Origin of the sequence: Streptomyces sp. cmx-18-6 (assembly GCF_046548915.1) — a bacterium.
In the GTDB taxonomy this organism is placed as follows: Bacteria; Actinomycetota; Actinomycetes; order Streptomycetales; family Streptomycetaceae; genus Streptomyces.
This window is the reverse complement of sequence record NZ_JAEBEP010000022.1, coordinates 21,774-37,817: the sequence shown is the minus strand read 5'-3', so window position 1 is coordinate 37,817 and position 16,044 is coordinate 21,774. Positions and strand designations below refer to the sequence as shown.

Annotated in this window: 13 protein-coding genes; 12 read left to right on the top strand and 1 reads right to left on the bottom strand. The window is 71.7% G+C overall.

The annotated features are described in order from the left end of the window. Positions 1-87 precede the first annotated feature (87 nt). Positions 88-1,908 (bottom strand): bifunctional metallophosphatase/5'-nucleotidase, encoded by a 1,821-nt coding sequence (locus tag ACLJPL_RS32695; protein WP_411084573.1) that lies wholly within the window; start codon positions 1,906-1,908, stop codon positions 88-90. A gap of 364 nt (positions 1,909-2,272) precedes the next feature. Here ACLJPL_RS32695 and mshD point away from each other — a divergent pair, with 364 nt between their 5' ends. From mshD to pstB, 12 genes are all read left to right on the top strand, one after another. Beyond that, positions 2,273-3,196, top strand: coding sequence for a mycothiol synthase (gene mshD / locus ACLJPL_RS32690; RefSeq protein WP_411084572.1), 924 nt, complete (start codon positions 2,273-2,275; stop codon positions 3,194-3,196). Positions 3,197-3,748: 552 nt separating this feature from the next. Beyond that, positions 3,749-4,072 carry a MerR family transcriptional regulator gene (locus ACLJPL_RS32685; RefSeq protein WP_411084571.1) on the top strand — a complete coding sequence of 108 codons (324 nt, stop codon included), beginning with the start codon at positions 3,749-3,751 and terminating at the stop codon, positions 4,070-4,072. Positions 4,073-4,185: 113 nt separating this feature from the next. After that, a complete protein-coding gene (locus tag ACLJPL_RS32680) occupies positions 4,186-4,602 on the top strand; it encodes a GntR family transcriptional regulator (protein WP_411084570.1) in 417 nt (138 codons plus the stop codon). Further along, positions 4,599-5,528 (top strand): ABC transporter ATP-binding protein, encoded by a 930-nt coding sequence (locus ACLJPL_RS32675; RefSeq protein WP_411084569.1) that lies wholly within the window; start codon positions 4,599-4,601, stop codon positions 5,526-5,528. The genes ACLJPL_RS32680 and ACLJPL_RS32675 overlap by 4 nt, the downstream gene beginning before the upstream one ends. After that, positions 5,525-6,535 (top strand): ABC transporter permease, encoded by a 1,011-nt coding sequence (locus ACLJPL_RS32670; protein WP_411084568.1) that lies wholly within the window; start codon positions 5,525-5,527, stop codon positions 6,533-6,535. The genes ACLJPL_RS32675 and ACLJPL_RS32670 overlap by 4 nt, the downstream gene beginning before the upstream one ends. A gap of 523 nt (positions 6,536-7,058) precedes the next feature. Then, entirely contained in the window at positions 7,059-9,311 is a 2,253-nt protein-coding gene (locus ACLJPL_RS32665) for an RNA degradosome polyphosphate kinase (protein ID WP_411084567.1), read from the top strand. A 391-nt stretch (positions 9,312-9,702) separates the two neighbouring features. Beyond that, the gene (locus ACLJPL_RS32660; protein WP_411084601.1) at positions 9,703-10,875 is read left to right on the top strand and encodes a CHAD domain-containing protein; all 1,173 of its coding nucleotides are present in this window, start codon (positions 9,703-9,705) and stop codon (positions 10,873-10,875) included. 71 nt (positions 10,876-10,946) lie between these two features. Beyond that, a complete protein-coding gene (locus ACLJPL_RS32655; RefSeq protein ID WP_411084600.1) occupies positions 10,947-11,378 on the top strand; it encodes an NUDIX hydrolase in 432 nt (143 codons plus the stop codon). Between the two features lie 272 nt (positions 11,379-11,650). Then, a complete protein-coding gene (gene pstS / locus ACLJPL_RS32650; protein WP_411084566.1) occupies positions 11,651-12,790 on the top strand; it encodes a phosphate ABC transporter substrate-binding protein PstS in 1,140 nt (379 codons plus the stop codon). A gap of 172 nt (positions 12,791-12,962) precedes the next feature. Continuing rightward, positions 12,963-13,964, top strand: coding sequence for a phosphate ABC transporter permease subunit PstC (pstC, locus tag ACLJPL_RS32645; RefSeq protein WP_411084565.1), 1,002 nt, complete (start codon positions 12,963-12,965; stop codon positions 13,962-13,964). Next, on the top strand, positions 13,961-15,049 hold the full coding sequence (gene pstA, locus ACLJPL_RS32640) for a phosphate ABC transporter permease PstA (RefSeq protein WP_411084564.1): 1,089 nt from the start codon (positions 13,961-13,963) through the stop codon (positions 15,047-15,049). The genes pstC and pstA overlap by 4 nt, the downstream gene beginning before the upstream one ends. A 40-nt stretch (positions 15,050-15,089) precedes the next feature. Continuing rightward, entirely contained in the window at positions 15,090-15,866 is a 777-nt protein-coding gene (gene pstB / locus ACLJPL_RS32635; RefSeq protein WP_128846562.1) for a phosphate ABC transporter ATP-binding protein PstB, read from the top strand. Positions 15,867-16,044: the final 178 nt, after the last annotated feature.

The following is a 16,044-nucleotide window of genomic DNA, read 5'->3' as shown; positions in this document are numbered from 1 at the left end:
GAAGCCATCAGTCGCGGCCGTCAGTCGAAGCCGACAGCCGGGGCCGTCAATCGAAGCCGTCAGTCGCGGCCGACGTCGGGCAGAGAGCTACCGGATGACCGTGATCCGGTCCGTCGCGGGCGGGGCCAGCGGGGCGGAGGCGGAGGAGTGGGCCGCCAGGTAGGCGTTGAACAGGTCCAGGTCCGACGCGCCGACCAGCTTGTTCTTGCCCTGGCCGAGGGCCGGGAAGCCGTCGCCGCCGCCCGCGAGGAACTCGTTCATCGCGACGCGGTAGGTCTTGGCCGGGTCGATCGCCGCGCCGTTCAGCTTGATGGAGTCGGTGACCACGCGGGCCGCGCCGGTCTTCGTCAGGTCGAGGGTGTAGGTGAGGCCCTTGGAGACCTGGAGGATCTTCGGGCTGGCCTCGTTCGGGCCGCTGACCTGCTGCTGGAGTGCGGTGACCAGCTGGGCGCCGGTCAGGTCGACGACGTTCATCATGTTGGTGAACGGCTGCACGGTGAACGCCTCGCCGTACGTGACGACCCCGTCGCCCTCACTGCCGGACGCCTTGTACACCAGGTCCCCGCGGATACCGCCCGGGTTCATGAACGCGACGTCCGCGCCGCCCTTGTCGGCCGGGGCGAGCCCTTCGAGCTGGGCGTCGGCGATGACGTTGCCGAGGGGCTTCTCGGGGGCCGTGGAGCCGCGGCCGTTGATGTCGGCGCTGATCCAGCCCTGCGGGGCGTTCGCGATCGGGGCGGCGAGCTTGTTCCAGCGGGTGATCAGGTCCCGCATGTCCTTGGCCCCGCCCTCCGGGTCCCGGGTGACGACGTGGTTCGCGGACTTCACCGACGTACGGACGATGTCCTTGGTGCGCAGGTCGTAGGTGAGCGTGGTGTCCGTGTACAGCTTGCCGAACGACGAGGCCGAGGTGACCATGCGCGGGTTGCCCGCCGGGTCCGGGACGGTGCACACGTACGCCTGGTGGGTGTGGCCCGTGACGAGGGCGTCCACCTTCGGCGTGATGCCCTTGGCGATGTCGACGATCGGGCCCGAGATGCCGTCGCCCGCGCCGGGGCTGTCGCAGTTGTAGTTGTACGAGGTCGAGGCGGGGGCCCCGCCCTCGTGGATCAGGGCCACGATGGACTTGACGCCCTTGCGGTCGAGCTCCTTGGCGTACTTGTTGATCGTCTTGACCTCGTCGTGGAACTTGAGGCCCTTGACGCCCTCGGCGGTGACGATGTCCGGCGTGCCCTCCAGGGTCACGCCGATGAAGCCGATCTTGACGCCGTTCTTCTTCCAGATGGTGTACGGCTTCAGCAGCGACTTGCCGGTCTTCTCCTTGGTGACGTTGGCCGTCAGGTAGGGGAAGTCCGCGCCCTTGAACTTCTTGCCCTTCTCGTAACAGCCCTCGACCGGGTGACAGCCGCCCTTCTGGAGGCGGGTCAGCTCGGCCGCGCCCTCGTCGAACTCGTGGTTGCCGACCGCCGAGACGTCCAGCTTCAGCTTGTTGAGCGCCTCGATCGTCGGCTCGTCGTGGAAGAGGCCCGACAGCAGCGGGCTCGCGCCGACCATGTCGCCCGCGGCCGCCGTGACGGAGTACGGGCTGCCCTTGCGCGCCGTGCGCAGCGAGGTCGCCAGGTGCTCGACACCCCCGGCGGGGATGGGCTTCACCGTGCCGTCCGGCTGCCTCTCGGAGACTTCGCCGGCGGAACCGGCCGGGGGCTCCAGGTTGCCGTGCAGGTCGTTGAAGGACAGCAACTGCACATCTACGGTACGGGGCTTGTGGCCGTGGCCATGACCGTGTCCGTGGCCCCGGTCATGGGCCCCGGCCGGCATCGCGGCGACGAGCGCGCCCATGGTGGCCAGACCGGCCGCGGCGGCGAGCACCCGCCGGGACGCACGGTTCTTCTGCGGAGTCGCTGACATCGGTCCCCTTGTGTGTCAGTTACGTCAGTGGTGTCACTTCTGGAATCCTGCGTGCCGCAGCCTAGAGTCAACGCGCGTAGCGCAACAGGTGTTCGGGGTTACGACCTGGTTGCCATCCGGCCAAAAGGGGTCACCGGGAGGGAGTGAGGCTGTCTGCCGGACGCGGCTCGGGGTCGGGGTCGGGGTCGGGGTCGGACGATTCTCGGGGGCGGACGGCTCTCGGGGGCGGACGACTCTGGGGGGCGGACGACTCTCGGGGTCGGACAACTCTGGAGGTCGGACAACTCTCGGGGTCGGACGATGCTCCCCGCCGTGCTCCCGCCGCACCTCCGTACGCGCCCCCGCTCGCCGTACGCTCGTCCTCATGACGACTGACGTACCCCTCCCCTCCCCCGGACGCGAGATTCAGGCCCTCGACGCACTGGACCCGGCGCAGGCCGACGCCGTGCTCGAACTCCTCGGCGAGGCGGCCCGGTTCGACGGCAGGCAGGCGGTCTCCGAGCAGGGCAGGCTCCGCATCAGGGGCGGACACCGCGTCGGTGTGCGCCACTTCCTGCTCACCGTCGACGGGGCCCTCGCCGGTTACGCGCAGTTGGAGGACACCGACCCGGTCGAGGCCCCGGCCGCCGAGCTCGTCGTGCACCCCGCGCGGCGCGGCACCGGCCACGGGCGGGCCCTCGGCTCCGCGCTCCTCGCCGCGACCGGCAAGCGGCTGCGGGTCTGGGCGCACGGCGGCAGCTCCGCCGCCCGGCACCTGGCCCAGGTCCTCGGCCTCTCCCTCTTCCGCGAGCTGCGCCAGCTCCGGCGGAGCCTGTCGCCCCTGGACCTCGCGGAGCCCGTACTGCCCGAGGGCGTCACCGTACGGACCTTCGAGCCGGGCCGTGACGACGCCGCCTGGCTCGCCGTGAACCGTGCCGCCTTCGCTCATCACCCCGAGCAGGGTTCGCTGACCCAGCAGGACCTGGACGACCGCAAGGCGGAGCCCTGGTTCGACCCGAAGGGCTTCTTCCTGGCCGAGCGGGCCGGCGCGCTCGTCGGCTTCCACTGGACGAAGGTGCACGCCGAGGAGCGGCTCGGCGAAGTGTACGTCGTCGGCGTGCTGCCCGACGCCCAGGGCGGCGGCCTCGGCAAGGCCCTGACCGCGATCGGCCTGCATCATCTGGCCGCCGAGGGGCTGCCCACCGCGATGCTCTACGTGGACGCGGACAACACGGCGGCCGTGACGGTGTACGAGCGCATCGGCTTCACCACGCATGAGGTGGACCTGATGTACCGCACGGAGTCGTGAGGCGGGCCCTGGCGACCCCCTCCTCCGCTCTGAAGAAAATCTGTCGCGTCGGGAGTAGACATCTGGCTTGTGGCGGGTCTAGTGTTTTCCCCGTAGCCAGAGATCCAAGAGGGCACGGCAGACACGAACTGCCGCGCAAGCAGTACCAGCAGTAAGCGCAGTACGAGCAGTGCCAGCAGTACGAGCAGTGAGCGGAACGGCAGTGGAGCGGCGGAGCCGGAATCGGTGGGTTCCCTCGCTGGCTGCCGGGCCGGGCGGCCCCAGGGGCCGCACCGCAGTACCGAAACAGCGAAGTGAAGCAAACCGAACGAGGTAAGGAGCAGACGCCATCAGGATCGCCCGGGCGAGGCGCACACCGCCCGGGTACCGCAGGCCCCAGATAGGAAGGTGGTCCCCGGTCACGCATCCGCGATCCCCGCTCACCCGCCCCTCCGGGCGGACCGGCGGAAAGAGAACGCCGACGCAGTCGGTCGGCAGATGGTGTTGAAGCTCGGGGCCCGAGTGCCGTACGGCACTCGGGCCCCCCGACGTGTCCCCGAAAGAAGAGGTGCTATGCCCCCTCGCGGTACCCGCCCCACCGACAACCTGGACGACGACGACTATCCCGCCTACACCATGGGCCGGGCCGCCGAGATGCTCGGCACCTCGCCCGCCTTCCTCCGCACCCTCGGTGAGAACCGCCTGATCACCCCGCTGCGCTCGGAAGGCGGCCATCGCCGCTATTCCCGTTACCAGCTGCGCATCGCCGCCCGCGCCCGGGAGCTCGTGGACCAGGGCACGAAGATCGAGGACGCCTGCCGCATCGTCATCCTCGAGGACCAGCTCGAAGAAGCCCAGCGCATCAACGAGGAACTGCGCGCCGCACGGGCGCGGTAGACCTCCGCAGACACATGTAGACCTCAGCGGGCACATACAGGGGCGGCGTCACTTGACGCCGCCCCTTCTTTGGGCCACCCTTTCACTACTCAATTAGTGAAAGGGTGGTGAACATGGCAGAATCCGCAGCGGTCGAATTCCGCATCGACCGGCGCAGCGGCGTCGCCACCTACCTCCAGATCGTCCAGCAGACGAAGCAGGCCCTGCGCCTGGGCGTTCTGGAGCCGGGCGACCGGCTGCCCACCGCTCGCGAGGTGGTCGAGGCGACCGCCATCAACCCGAACACCGTCCTGAAGGCGTACCGGGAGCTGGAACGCGAGGGCCTCGTCGAGGCCCGGCGCGGGCTCGGCACCTTCGTCCGCAGGACGCTCGGCGGCGCGGCCGAGGCATCCGCCTCCGACGCTCCGCTGCGCACCGAACTCGCCGACTGGGCCCGCCGGGCACGGTCGGCCGGGCTGGAGAAGGACGACGTCAGCGCGCTCTTCACCGCCGTACTGGACAGCACGTACAAGGGGGACCAGGACCGATGACAGGCGCTGCGATCGAGGCACGCGGCCTCGCCATGACCTACGGGCGGGGAGGGGGCGCCCGCCGGGCTCTGGAGGACTGTTCCTTCCGCCTTCCCGCCGGACGCGTCTGCGCCCTCGTGGGGCCCAACGGGGCCGGGAAGTCGACGCTGTTGAACCTGGCGGCGGGGCTGGCCCGGCCGAGCGCGGGGTCCCTCGCCGTGCTGGGCTCCGAGGGCCCCGCCGACGTACGCCACCGCATCGCCTACGTCCCGCAGGACAAGCCGCTGTACCCGCAGCTCAGCGTGGCCGACACGCTGTGGGCCGGGAGCGAGCTGAACCCCGGGCGCTGGGACGGCGAAGCCGCCGACCGGATCGCCGGACCCCTGCCGCGCAAGGCCCGCGTCAGCACCCTCTCCGGCGGGCAGCGGACCCGGCTCGCCCTCGCCCTCGCCCTGGGCAAGCGGCCCGAACTGATGCTGCTGGACGAGCCGATGGCCGATCTCGACCCGCTCGCCCGGCACGAGCTGATGGGCTCCCTGATGGCGCACGCCGCCGACCACGGCACCACCATCGTGATGTCCTCGCACATCCTCACCGAGCTGGAAGGGGCCTGCGACTTCCTGCTGTTCGTCGACGGCGGCCGCGTCCGGCTCGGCGGCGAGGCCGAGGACATCGTCTGCGCGCACGCCCTGGTCAGCGGACAGGCCGGCCACGACCTGGCCCCGCACACCGTCGTCGAATCCCGTACGACGGGACGTCAACTCACCGCGCTCGTCAGGAAGGAGGGCCCCGTGGACGAGTCCGCCTGGGCCGTCACGGAACCCTCGCTGGAGGAGCTGCTGCTCGCCCACCTCCGCTCCCCGGACGCCCCGCCGCTGCTCACCCCGACCGCGTCGGTCGCGGCCGCCGGAGCCCTCGGGACCCGCGAGGCGGTGGCGTCGGCATGAGCACCACCACCCTGACCACCCCGCCGAAGCCCGACACGGCCAAGGCGTCCCCGCCCACCCTGCGCGGGTCCGTCCGCGTGCTGCTGCGCGTGCACCGGCGGAGCCTGTGGGCGGCGGGCGTCCTCCTGCTCCTCGCCGCCGGTGTCGTGCCCGGGCTGATGCTGTGGGTCCGGACCGCGTCATGGCGGGAGCAGTGCCCGGACGGGGACGTGACCCCGTGCGACGACGACACGTACATGCCCACGTTCGCGCGGACGTCGGCCGAGAGCTATCTGTCCCTCGGCGGCGGAAGCCTCCTGGTGCTGGCCTGCCTCGTCGGCGCGTTCGTGGCGGGTCCGCTGATCGCCCGCGAGCTGGAGAGCGGTACGTTCCGGATGGCGTGGGCCCAGTCGGTCTCCCCCGCCCGGTGGCTGGCCGCCCGGCTCGTCGTGCCCGCCGTCCTGGCCGGCGCGGCGGTCTCGGTGCTGACCCTCGTCTACCGCTGGGGCCGCGACGAGCTCCGCGTGAGCTCGTACGCGTCCGGTCTCGAATGGCTGAGCTCCGCCGTCTTCCCGGGCATCGGCCCCGTCGCCGCCGCCTACACCCTGCTCGGCGTGGCGGTCGGGGCTCTGTGCGCCGTGCTGATCCGCCGGACGCTGCTGTCGATGGCCGTCACCGCCGCCGTGCTCGGCCTGGTCATGACCGGCTTCGGCGAGCGCCGGCAGCTGCTGTGGCCGACCGAACGCTCCCTCGGGCGCGACTACCCCGGCAACGAGTCCTGGGCGACGGATGCGGGCATGCTCACCGCCTCCGGCAAGGAGGTGCGCTGGGAGGACTGCACGCCCAACGCCGACGGGTTCGTCCCGGACAACTGCATGCAGCGACTGGGCGGCGTCGAGTGGTTCACGGACTACCACCCCGCCTCGCACTTCTGGCCCCTCCAGCTCGTCGAGACCGGCATCCTGCTGGCCCTCGCCGCGCTCGCCGTGTTCGCCGCCTTCCGGATCCTGCGCCGCCGGCACGGCTGAGGTCCGGGGCGGGTGAGACCCTGCGCCGTCCGGGCCCTACGTGGGGTGGGCCCGGGCGGCGACCGCGTACCGGGCCGATACACCGGGGCCCGGGCGGCGCCCGCATGCCGGGCCGACGCGGGGCGGGCCCGGGGGCGGCGCGCACGTGACGGGCCCCTACGCCGGGCCCCGGGCGGCGCGCACGTGTCAGGCCGCCCATGCGCCGGGGCCGACACGGAACCGCGCTCCCGCCGTCACCGCGAGCCCCACCCGCAGGCACACCGCTTCCTGTACGTCATGTCGCCGTTACCGGCCATTCAGACGCCCTTGCGACCCTCACGGGATGCAGCCAGCTCTGCCAGCCCCCCGCCGCAGAGGGAGCGCCTCCGGCCATCCTCGGGGGCGCGCCCCCGAGGAAGCCACGGCCAAGGACGCGCCCCCGAGCGCCCCCGGCACCCCCCGCGACCCCGGGTTTCCCGGGCCCTCCGCGATCTTTCCCGGCTCCGACGCGCCTGCTTCGGCCTCCGCGCGGAACAATAGGTCCATGAGCCAGCAGCCCAGCTCCGAGGTCCCGGTCCAGCCCGCCCAGCCGTCCGTCGGCGCTCTCGCCGCGCACCGGCCGCACGCCGTCGCGCACTCCTCCTCCGGCAACGTCGGCTTCTCCACCGCCGCCGACCTGGATCCGGACCTCGACGCCGACGCCGACGCGTACGAGCCCGACCGGGACGGCGACGAGCTGCCCCAGGGCCGTTTCCTGGACCGCGAGCGCAGCTGGCTCGCCTTCAACGAACGCGTGCTGGAGCTGGCCGAGGACCCGGCGACGCCGATCCTGGAACGGGCCAACTTCCTCGCGATCTTCGCCTCGAACCTCGACGAGTTCTTCATGGTCCGGGTGGCCGGTCTCAAGCGCCGCATCGCCACCGGCGTCGCCACCCGTTCCGCCTCCGGCCTCCAGCCCCGCGAGGTCCTCGACCTGATCTGGACCCGTTCGCGCGAGCTCATGGCCCGGCACGCGGCCTGTTTCCAGCAGGACATCTGCCCGGCCCTGTCCGACGAGGGCATCCAGCTCATCCGGTGGCCGGAACTGACCGAGAAGGAGCAGGCCCGCCTGTTCACCTTCTTCCGGCAGCGCGTCTTCCCGGTGCTGACCCCGCTGGCCGTCGACCCCGCGCACCCCTTCCCGTACATCTCCGGGCTCTCCCTCAACCTCGCCGTCGTCGTCCGCAACCCGGTCAGCGGCCACCGCCACTTCGCCCGGGTCAAGGTCCCGCCGCTGCTGACCCGCTTCCTGGAGGCGTCCCCGCAGCGGTACGTGCCCATCGAGGACGTCATCGCGGCGCACCTGGAGGAGCTGTTCCCGGGGATGGAGGTGCTGGCGCACCACATGTTCCGGGTCACCAGGAACGAGGACCTGGAGGTGGAGGAGGACGACGCGGAGAACCTGCTCCAGGCGCTGGAGAAGGAGCTCATGCGCCGCCGTTTCGGCCCGCCGGTGCGGCTGGAGGTCGAGGAGTCCATCGACCCGTACGTCCTCGATCTGCTGGTCCGCGAGCTGAAGGTGTCCGACGCGGAGGTCTACCCGCTGCCCGGCCCCCTGGACCTGACCGGTCTGTTCGCGATCGCCTCGCTGGACCGGCCGGAGCTGAAGTTCCCCAAGTTCATCGCGGGCACCCACCGGGACCTGGCCGAGGTGGAGTCCGCCTCCGCACCCGACATCTTCGCCGCCCTGCGCGAGCGGGACGTGCTGCTCCACCACCCGTACGACTCGTTCTCCACCTCCGTCCAGGCGTTCCTGGAGCAGGCGGCGGGCGACCCGGACGTGCTGGCCATCAAGCAGACGCTGTACCGCACCTCCGGCGACTCCCCGATAGTGGACGCCCTCATCGACGCCGCCGAGTCCGGCAAGCAGGTCCTCGTCCTCGTCGAGATCAAGGCCCGCTTCGACGAGCAGGCCAACATCAAGTGGGCCCGCAAGCTGGAGGAGGCCGGCTGCCACGTCGTGTACGGACTCGTCGGGCTGAAGACCCACTGCAAGCTCTCGCTCGTCGTCCGCCAGGAGGGCGACACCCTGCGCCGCTACTCCCACGTCGGCACCGGCAACTACCACCCCAAGACGGCCAGGCTGTACGAGGACCTCGGCCTGCTCACGGCGGACCCGCAGGTCGGGGCGGACCTCTCCGACCTGTTCAACCGGCTCTCCGGCTACTCGCGCCGCGAGACCTACCGCCGGCTCCTGGTCGCGCCGAAGTCCCTGCGCGACGGGCTGGTCGCCCGCATCAACAAGGAGATCGTCCACCACCGCGCCGGGCACCCCGCCTACGTACGCATCAAGGTCAACTCGATGGTCGACGAAGCGATCATCGACGCCTGCTACCGGGCGGCCCAGGCGGGCGTCCCGGTCGACATCTGGGTGCGCGGGATCTGCGCGATCCGCCCCGGCGTCGCCGGCCTCTCCGAGAACATCCGGGTCCGCTCCATACTCGGGCGCTTCCTCGAACACTCCCGGCTCTTCTCCTTCGGCAACGGCGGCGAGCCCGAGGTGTGGTTCGGCAGCGCCGACATGATGCACCGCAACCTCGACCGCCGGATCGAAGCCCTGGTCCGGGTCACCGACCCCGCCCACCGCGCCGCACTCAGCCGACTCCTGGAGACCGGTATGGCCGACACCACCTCTTCCTGGCACCTGGGCCCCGACGGCAACTGGACCCGGCACGCCACGGACGCGGAGGGACAGCCGCTGCGGCACGTCCAGGAAATGCTCATTGACGCCCGGAGGCGCCGGCGTGCGACGCCCTGACCACCAGACGACGACGCGACGGCCCCCCGCCGCGGCCGGGGGCCCGGAGGCCGGGACCCCGCAGGTCCTTTCCTCTGAGGGCCTTTCCTTCGAGGGCCTTTCCTCTGAGGGCCTCAGCTCTGAGGGCCTTCCCTCCGGGGTCCTCAGCTCTGAGGACGTCGGCCGCCCCGAGGGTGTCCGTGCCGAGGGTGTTCGCCCGGAGGGCGGGCGCGGGCCCGAAGGCGGAAGCCCAGAGGGCGGGCTGCCCGAAGGCGGGCGCGGGCCGGAGGGCGGGCGCGGACCCGAGGGTGTTCGCCCCGAGGGCGGGCGCGGGCCCGAGGACGGAAGCCCTGAGGGCGGGCGCGGGCCGGAGGGCGGGCGCGGGCCCGAAGGCGGAAGCCCAGAGGGCAGGCTGCCCGAAGGCGGGCGCTCCGGAGACAGACGCCTTGGCGGCGGGCGCGGGCCCGAGGACCTCAGTCCCGGGGACGCCCGCCGAGGGGACGCCCGCCCCGAGGACAGACGCGGGCCCGGCGACCTCCGCCCCGCAAGCGGGCGCGGGCCCGGCGATCCCACCGCGGAATCCGCCCTCGCGCCCTACCTCCGGGGGCAGGCCGCCGATTTCCTGCGCAGCCTGCGCCTGCACCGCGAGCGCAGCGCCCCCTCGGAACCCGGCGACCACGGGGCCCGGGCGGCGGCCGACGCCCTGCGCCGCTCGGCCCGGCGCATCAGCGGCTCGCTCCACACCTTCCGCAACGCGCTGGACCCGCTCTGGGCCGACCATCTCCGTACGGAACTGGCCTGGCTCTCCGGCACCCTCGGCCGCGAGCACGCCTACGCGGCCCGGCTCGCCCGCCTCCTGGAGGCCCTGCACCAGCTCTCGGGGGCCGCCCTCCCCGCCGCCCGCGGCTCCCGGCCCACCGGAAAGGCCCCCGCCGCCGGTTCCGCCGCGTCCGCCGCCACCGGTACCCCCGACGCCCAGAGCCGGGCCGCCCTCGGCGTCGGGACCGCGCGGGCCGGGGCCCTGCTGGAACGGCAGCTCACCCTCGCCCGGACCCGGGCCCACTCCGCCGCGCTCCAGGCCCTCGGCTCCTCCCGCTTCCACGCGGTCGCCGACGCCGTGGCACTGCTGGCCTCCGAGGTCCCGCTCGCACCCGGCACCACGGGCCGGGGGGCCGAAGCGCTCCTGGAGCCCGCCGAACGCGCCGGACAACGGCTGCTCGGCGCGGTGGCGGCCCTCCCGCCCGACGCGACGACGGAGCCGTACAACGAGGCGCAGGACACGCTCTGGCACCAGGCCCGCCTGCTGCTGCGGCTGCACCGGTACGCCCACGAGGTCGTCGCCGGCGCGGCCGACCCGGTCCTGACGGGGGCCGGGCACGCCCTGGACCTGCACCGGGACGCGGCGGAGGCGGCCGCGGCGGCGGCAGCGGCGGCCCGTACGCCGAGGATCGCCCCGGCCACCGCGTACGCCCTCGGGGTGCTCCACGCGGACCAGCGGCACGAGGTGGAGGCCGCGCGGGCGGTGTTCCGGGAGACTTGGCCGTACGCGACGGCCATGACGGCCCACCGAACCGGGGCCCCGTGAGCCGGGACGCCACGGGCCGGGACGCCACGGGCCGGGACGCCACGGGCCGGGACGCCACGGGCCGGGAGCCCGTGAGCGGCGGCACACCGGCCCCGGCCACGACCGTCCTGGCGGCGGGGTGCGTCCTGTGGCGGCGCGCCCCGGCCGGCGGCGGGGTGGAAGTGTGCCTGGTACACCGACCCCGCTGGGACGACTGGAGCTTCCCCAAGGGGAAGCTGAAGCGCGGCGAGGACCCGCTCGCCGCCGCCGTACGGGAAGTCCTGGAGGAGACCGGCCACCACTGCGCCCCGGGCCACCGGCTCCCCACGGCCCGGTATCTCGTGGACGGCCGCCCCAAGGAGGTCGCCTACTGGGCCGCGGAGGCCACGGGCGGCGCCTTCATCGCCAACGACGAGGTGGACCGGGTCCTGTGGCTCTCCCCCGAGGCGGCCCGCACCCGCCTCACCCAGCCCCGCGACCGCGAGCAGCTGACCGCCCTGCTCCCCGCACTGCCCAGCCTCTGAGCCGGCGCCCCCGGCAGGAGGCCCCTTCCGTGCGACGTTCTCGGCAGGAGGCCCCCTCCGTGCGACGTTCTCGGCAGAGCCACCCGATCGGCCCACACCCGCCTGCCCGACACGGTTCACCTGCCGTTCACTCTCTCCCGTAGGCGGCTTCACCTGTTCTGCCTAATTTCGGACGTACACGGAGCGCGGCGACAAGCCGCAGCACCACACCTCATCGCACGCCGTCGTAGAACGAACAGATCACGGCGGCTCCTGGAAGGAACACCCGAAAAGTGAAGCTTCAGCGCAAGAACCGGCTTCGTGCCACCGCGCTCGGTGCCCTCGCCGTCTCCGGCGCCCTGGTCCTCACGGCGTGCGGTTCGGACGACAACACCGGCAGCGGGAGCACCGGGGGCAGCGGCGAGAAGACGTCCGCGGCGTCCAAGGTCGACTGCGGCGACGCCAAGGGCCAGCTCCGCGCCTCCGGCTCCAGCGCGCAGAAGAACGCGATGGACCTCTGGGTCAAGAACTACATGGCCGCCTGTTCCGGAGTGGAGATCAACTACAACTCCTCCTCCTCCGGCGAGGGCATCGTCGCCTTCAACCAGGGCACCGTGGGCTTCGCCGGCTCCGACTCGGCGCTGAAGCCCGAAGAGGTCGCCGAGTCGAAGAAGGCGTGCAAGACCGGCCAGGGCATCAACCTCCCGATGGTCGGCGGCCCGGTCGCGATCGGTTACCACCTGGAGGGCGTCGACAGCCTCACGCTGGACGCGCCGACCCTCGCCAAGATCTTCGACACGAAGATCAAGAAGTGGAACGACCCGGCGATCGCCAAGCTCAACGACGGCGTCAAGCTGCCGGACAAGGCGATCCAGGCATTCCACCGCTCGGAGGACTCCGGCACCACGCAGAACCTGGGCAAGTACCTGGGCGCCGCCGCTCCGGACGACTGGAAGTACGAGGCCGAGAAGAAGTGGCCCGCCCCCGGCGGCCAGGCCGCGTCCAACTCGTCCGGCGTCGCCGCCCAGGTGAAGCAGGTCGACGGCGCGATCGGCTACTTCGAGCTCTCCTACGCCAAGTCCCAGGGCATCTCCACCGTGGACATCGACACCGGCGGCTCCGCCCCGGCCAAGGCCACCTCGGAGAACGCCTCCAAGGCCATCGCCGCCGCCAAGATCAAGGGCACCGGCAAGGACCTGGCCCTGGAGCTCGACTACACCACCAAGGCCGAGGGCGCCTACCCGCTGGTCCTGGTGACGTACGAGGTCGTCTGCGACACCGGCAACAAGGCCGAGACCCTCGGCACCGTCAAGTCCTTCCTCTCCTACGCCGCCTCCGACGACGGCCAGAAGATCCTGACGGACGCGGGCTACGCCCCGATCCCGGCCGAGATCAACGCGAAGGTCCGCGAGACCGTCAAGGGCCTCTCGTAACACCCCGCCGCGCGGGGTCCCGGCCGGAACACCACCCGGACACCCCGCGCGGCGAGCGAAACCCGGCAGGCCGGCCCGGCGCACCCCTCCGGACCGGCCCGCCGCCCCCACCCCCATCCGGTGCACCGCCGCCAGGGGAGCGCACAGCTCCCCCACACAGACCGGAAAGACCATGGCTTCCACCACACCGATAGACACATCACCGGCCCCGCCGGCGCCTCCGGGCCGGGAAGACCGCCCCAAGTCCACCGGACGCGCGGGCGACAAGATCTTCCTGGGCCTCTCACGCGGCTCGGGCATCCTGCTGCTCGTGATCATGGCGTCGATCGCCGTGTTCCTCAGCTACCGCGCCGCCATCGCCATCTCGAAGGACGAGGGCAACTTCCTCACCACCTTCGACTGGAACCCGGCCGGCGACCCGCCGGTCTTCGGCATCGCCGTCCTGCTCTTCGGCACGGTCGTCAGCTCGATCATCGCGATGGTCATCGCGGTTCCGATCGCTGTCGGCATCGCCCTGTTCATCTCGCACTACGCGCCGCGCAAGCTGGCCGCCCCCATCGCGTACGTCGTCGACCTGCTCGCCGCCGTCCCCAGCATCGTCTACGGCATCTGGGGCGCCCTCGTCCTGGTGCCGTACCTGGAGGGCCTGAACCTCTGGCTCGACCAGTTCTTCGGCTGGACGTACATCTTCGAGAAGACCGAGGTCGGCGTCGCCCGCTCCCTCTTCACCGTGGGCGTGCTGCTCGCGATCATGATCCTGCCGATCGTGACCAGCGTCAGCCGCGAGGTCTTCCTCCAGGTCCCGAAGATGAACGAGGAGGCCGCCCTCGCGCTGGGCGCCACCCGCTGGGAGGTCATCCGCCTCTCGGTGCTGCCCTTCGGCCGCTCCGGCATCATCTCCGCCTCGATGCTCGGCCTCGGCCGCGCGCTCGGCGAGACGATGGCCGTCGCCACGGTCCTCTCGCCGAGCTTCATCATCTCGCTGCACGTGCTCAACCCGGGCGGCGGGACGTTCGCGCAGAACATCGCGGCCAAGTTCGGCGAGGCCGACGAGTTCGGGCGCGACGCCCTGATCGCCTCGGGCCTCGTCCTCTTCGTCCTCACCCTGCTGGTCAACGGCGCGGCCCGGCTCATCATCGCCCGCCGCAAGGAGTACTCGGGGGCCAACGCATGAGCCACGCATCCACCGGCGTCCAGGAACGCCCGACGCCGCCCGCCGGCCCCGCCGCCCCGAAGTCCGGCCTGAGCAGCAGGTCGCTGCCCCGGCTGGCCCCGGTCGGCTTCGCCGCCGTGTCGATCGCGCTCGCGGTCGGCATCGCCACCGCCGCCGGCTGGCACAGCAAGGTGCAGTGGGGCATGATCGCCGCGCTGCTCTTCCTGGCGATCTCGTACGTCGCCACGAGCGTCGTCGAGAACAAGCGCCAGGCCAAGGACCGCCTGGCCACCAGCATCGTCTGGGTCTGCTTCCTGATGGCGGTCATCCCGCTCGCCTCCCTGCTGTGGACGACGATCAGCCGCGGTTCCGAGCGCCTGGACGGCTACTTCCTGACCCACTCCATGGCCGGCGTGCTCGGCTCGGAGGCCAGCGGCGGCGTCTACCACGCGCTGATCGGCACCCTGGAGCAGGTCGGCATCGCCACGGTGATCTCCGCCCCGCTCGGCCTGCTGACCGCCGTCTACCTGGTCGAGTACGGCAAGGGATCCCTCGCCAAAGCCGTCACGTTCTTCGTCGACGTGATGACGGGCATCCCGTCCATCGTCGCCGGTCTCTTCATCCTGTCGATCATGCTGATCTTCGAGATCCAGCCCTCCGGCCTGATGGGCGCGCTGGCCCTGACGATCCTGATGATCCCGGTCGTGGTGCGCTCCACCGAGGAAATGCTCAAGCTCGTCCCCAACGAGCTCCGCGAAGCCTCGCTCGCCCTTGGCATCCCGAAGTGGCGCACTATCCTGAAGGTGGTCCTGCCGACCGCGATCGGCGGCATCACCACGGGCGTCATGCTCGCCATCGCCCGTATCGCCGGTGAGACCGCCCCGATCATCCTGCTGGTCTTCGGCAGCCAGCTGATCAACGCGAACCCCTTCGACGGCGCCCAGTCCTCGCTGCCGTTCTACATCTACGAGCAGTACAAGGTCGGCGAGGCCGCGTCCTACGACCGGGCCTGGGCGGCTGCCCTGGTGCTGATCGCCTTCGTCATGATCCTCAACCTCGTGGCCCGCGCCATCGCGCGCTGGAAGGCCCCGAAGACCGGTCGCTGACGCGGCCATCAGCGACCTCCCGAAAGAAGCAGTGATCTCCATGGCCAAGCGCATCGACATCAGCGGCCTCAGCGCCTTCTACAGCAACCACAAGGCCATCGAGGACATCTCGATGACCGTGGAGCCCCGCTCCGTGACCGCCTTCATCGGCCCGTCCGGCTGCGGCAAGTCCACCTTCCTGCGCACCCTGAACCGGATGCACGAGGTCACCCCCGGCGGCCGCGTCGAGGGCAAGGTGCTCCTGGACGACGAGAACCTCTACGCCTCCAACGTCGACCCGGTCACCGTGCGCCGCACGGTCGGCATGGTCTTCCAGCGCCCCAACCCCTTCCCCACCATGTCGATCTTCGACAACGTGGCGGCGGGCCTGCGGCTCAACGGCAGCTACCGCAAGAGCGAGCTGAACGACGTCGTGGAGAAGTCCCTGCGCGGCGCGAACCTCTGGAACGAGGTCAAGGACCGCCTCAACAAGCCCGGCTCCGGCCTCTCCGGCGGCCAGCAGCAGCGCCTGTGCATCGCCCGCGCCATCGCGGTCGAGCCGCAGGTCCTGCTGATGGACGAGCCGTGCTCGGCGCTCGACCCGATCTCGACGCTCGCCATCGAGGACCTGATCGGCGAGCTGAAGGAGCGCTTCACGATCGTCATCGTGACGCACAACATGCAGCAGGCGGCCCGCGTCTCGGACCGCACCGCGTTCTTCAACCTCGCGGCGGTCGGCAAGCCCGGCCGGCTCATCGAGATCGACGAGACGGAGCGGATCTTCTCCAACCCGTCGGTCCAGGCCACGGAGGACTACATCTCGGGCCGCTTCGGCTGAGCCTCCGCCCCCAGACGGCCTTGCGGTGCTGCATGGCGGTGCCACCACAAGGCGAAAGGGTCCGCCCCCGCTCTCCCTGGTACGGAGAGCGGGGGCGGACCCACGTCACGTCTGAGATGTCCTACGGGATCGGCTCGCCGACACGTCCGAGCATGTCCCACGGGGTCAGCTCGCCGGC

What these genes read in the sequence shown, in the direction of transcription:
- pstA (WP_411084564.1), top strand. Translation starts at nt 13,961, where the DNA reads ATGAGCCACGCATCCACCGGCGTCCAGGAACGCCCGACGCCGCCCGCC.
- pstB (WP_128846562.1), top strand. Translation starts at nt 15,090, where the DNA reads ATGGCCAAGCGCATCGACATCAGCGGCCTCAGCGCCTTCTACAGCAAC.
- mshD (WP_411084572.1), top strand. Translation starts at nt 2,273, where the DNA reads ATGACGACTGACGTACCCCTCCCCTCCCCCGGACGCGAGATTCAGGCC.
- ACLJPL_RS32665 (WP_411084567.1), top strand. Translation starts at nt 7,059, where the DNA reads ATGAGCCAGCAGCCCAGCTCCGAGGTCCCGGTCCAGCCCGCCCAGCCG.
- ACLJPL_RS32695 (WP_411084573.1), bottom strand. Translation starts at nt 1,908, where the DNA reads ATGTCAGCGACTCCGCAGAAGAACCGTGCGTCCCGGCGGGTGCTCGCC.
- ACLJPL_RS32670 (WP_411084568.1), top strand. Translation starts at nt 5,525, where the DNA reads ATGAGCACCACCACCCTGACCACCCCGCCGAAGCCCGACACGGCCAAG.
- pstC (WP_411084565.1), top strand. Translation starts at nt 12,963, where the DNA reads ATGGCTTCCACCACACCGATAGACACATCACCGGCCCCGCCGGCGCCT.
- ACLJPL_RS32675 (WP_411084569.1), top strand. Translation starts at nt 4,599, where the DNA reads ATGACAGGCGCTGCGATCGAGGCACGCGGCCTCGCCATGACCTACGGG.
- ACLJPL_RS32685 (WP_411084571.1), top strand. Translation starts at nt 3,749, where the DNA reads ATGCCCCCTCGCGGTACCCGCCCCACCGACAACCTGGACGACGACGAC.
- ACLJPL_RS32680 (WP_411084570.1), top strand. Translation starts at nt 4,186, where the DNA reads ATGGCAGAATCCGCAGCGGTCGAATTCCGCATCGACCGGCGCAGCGGC.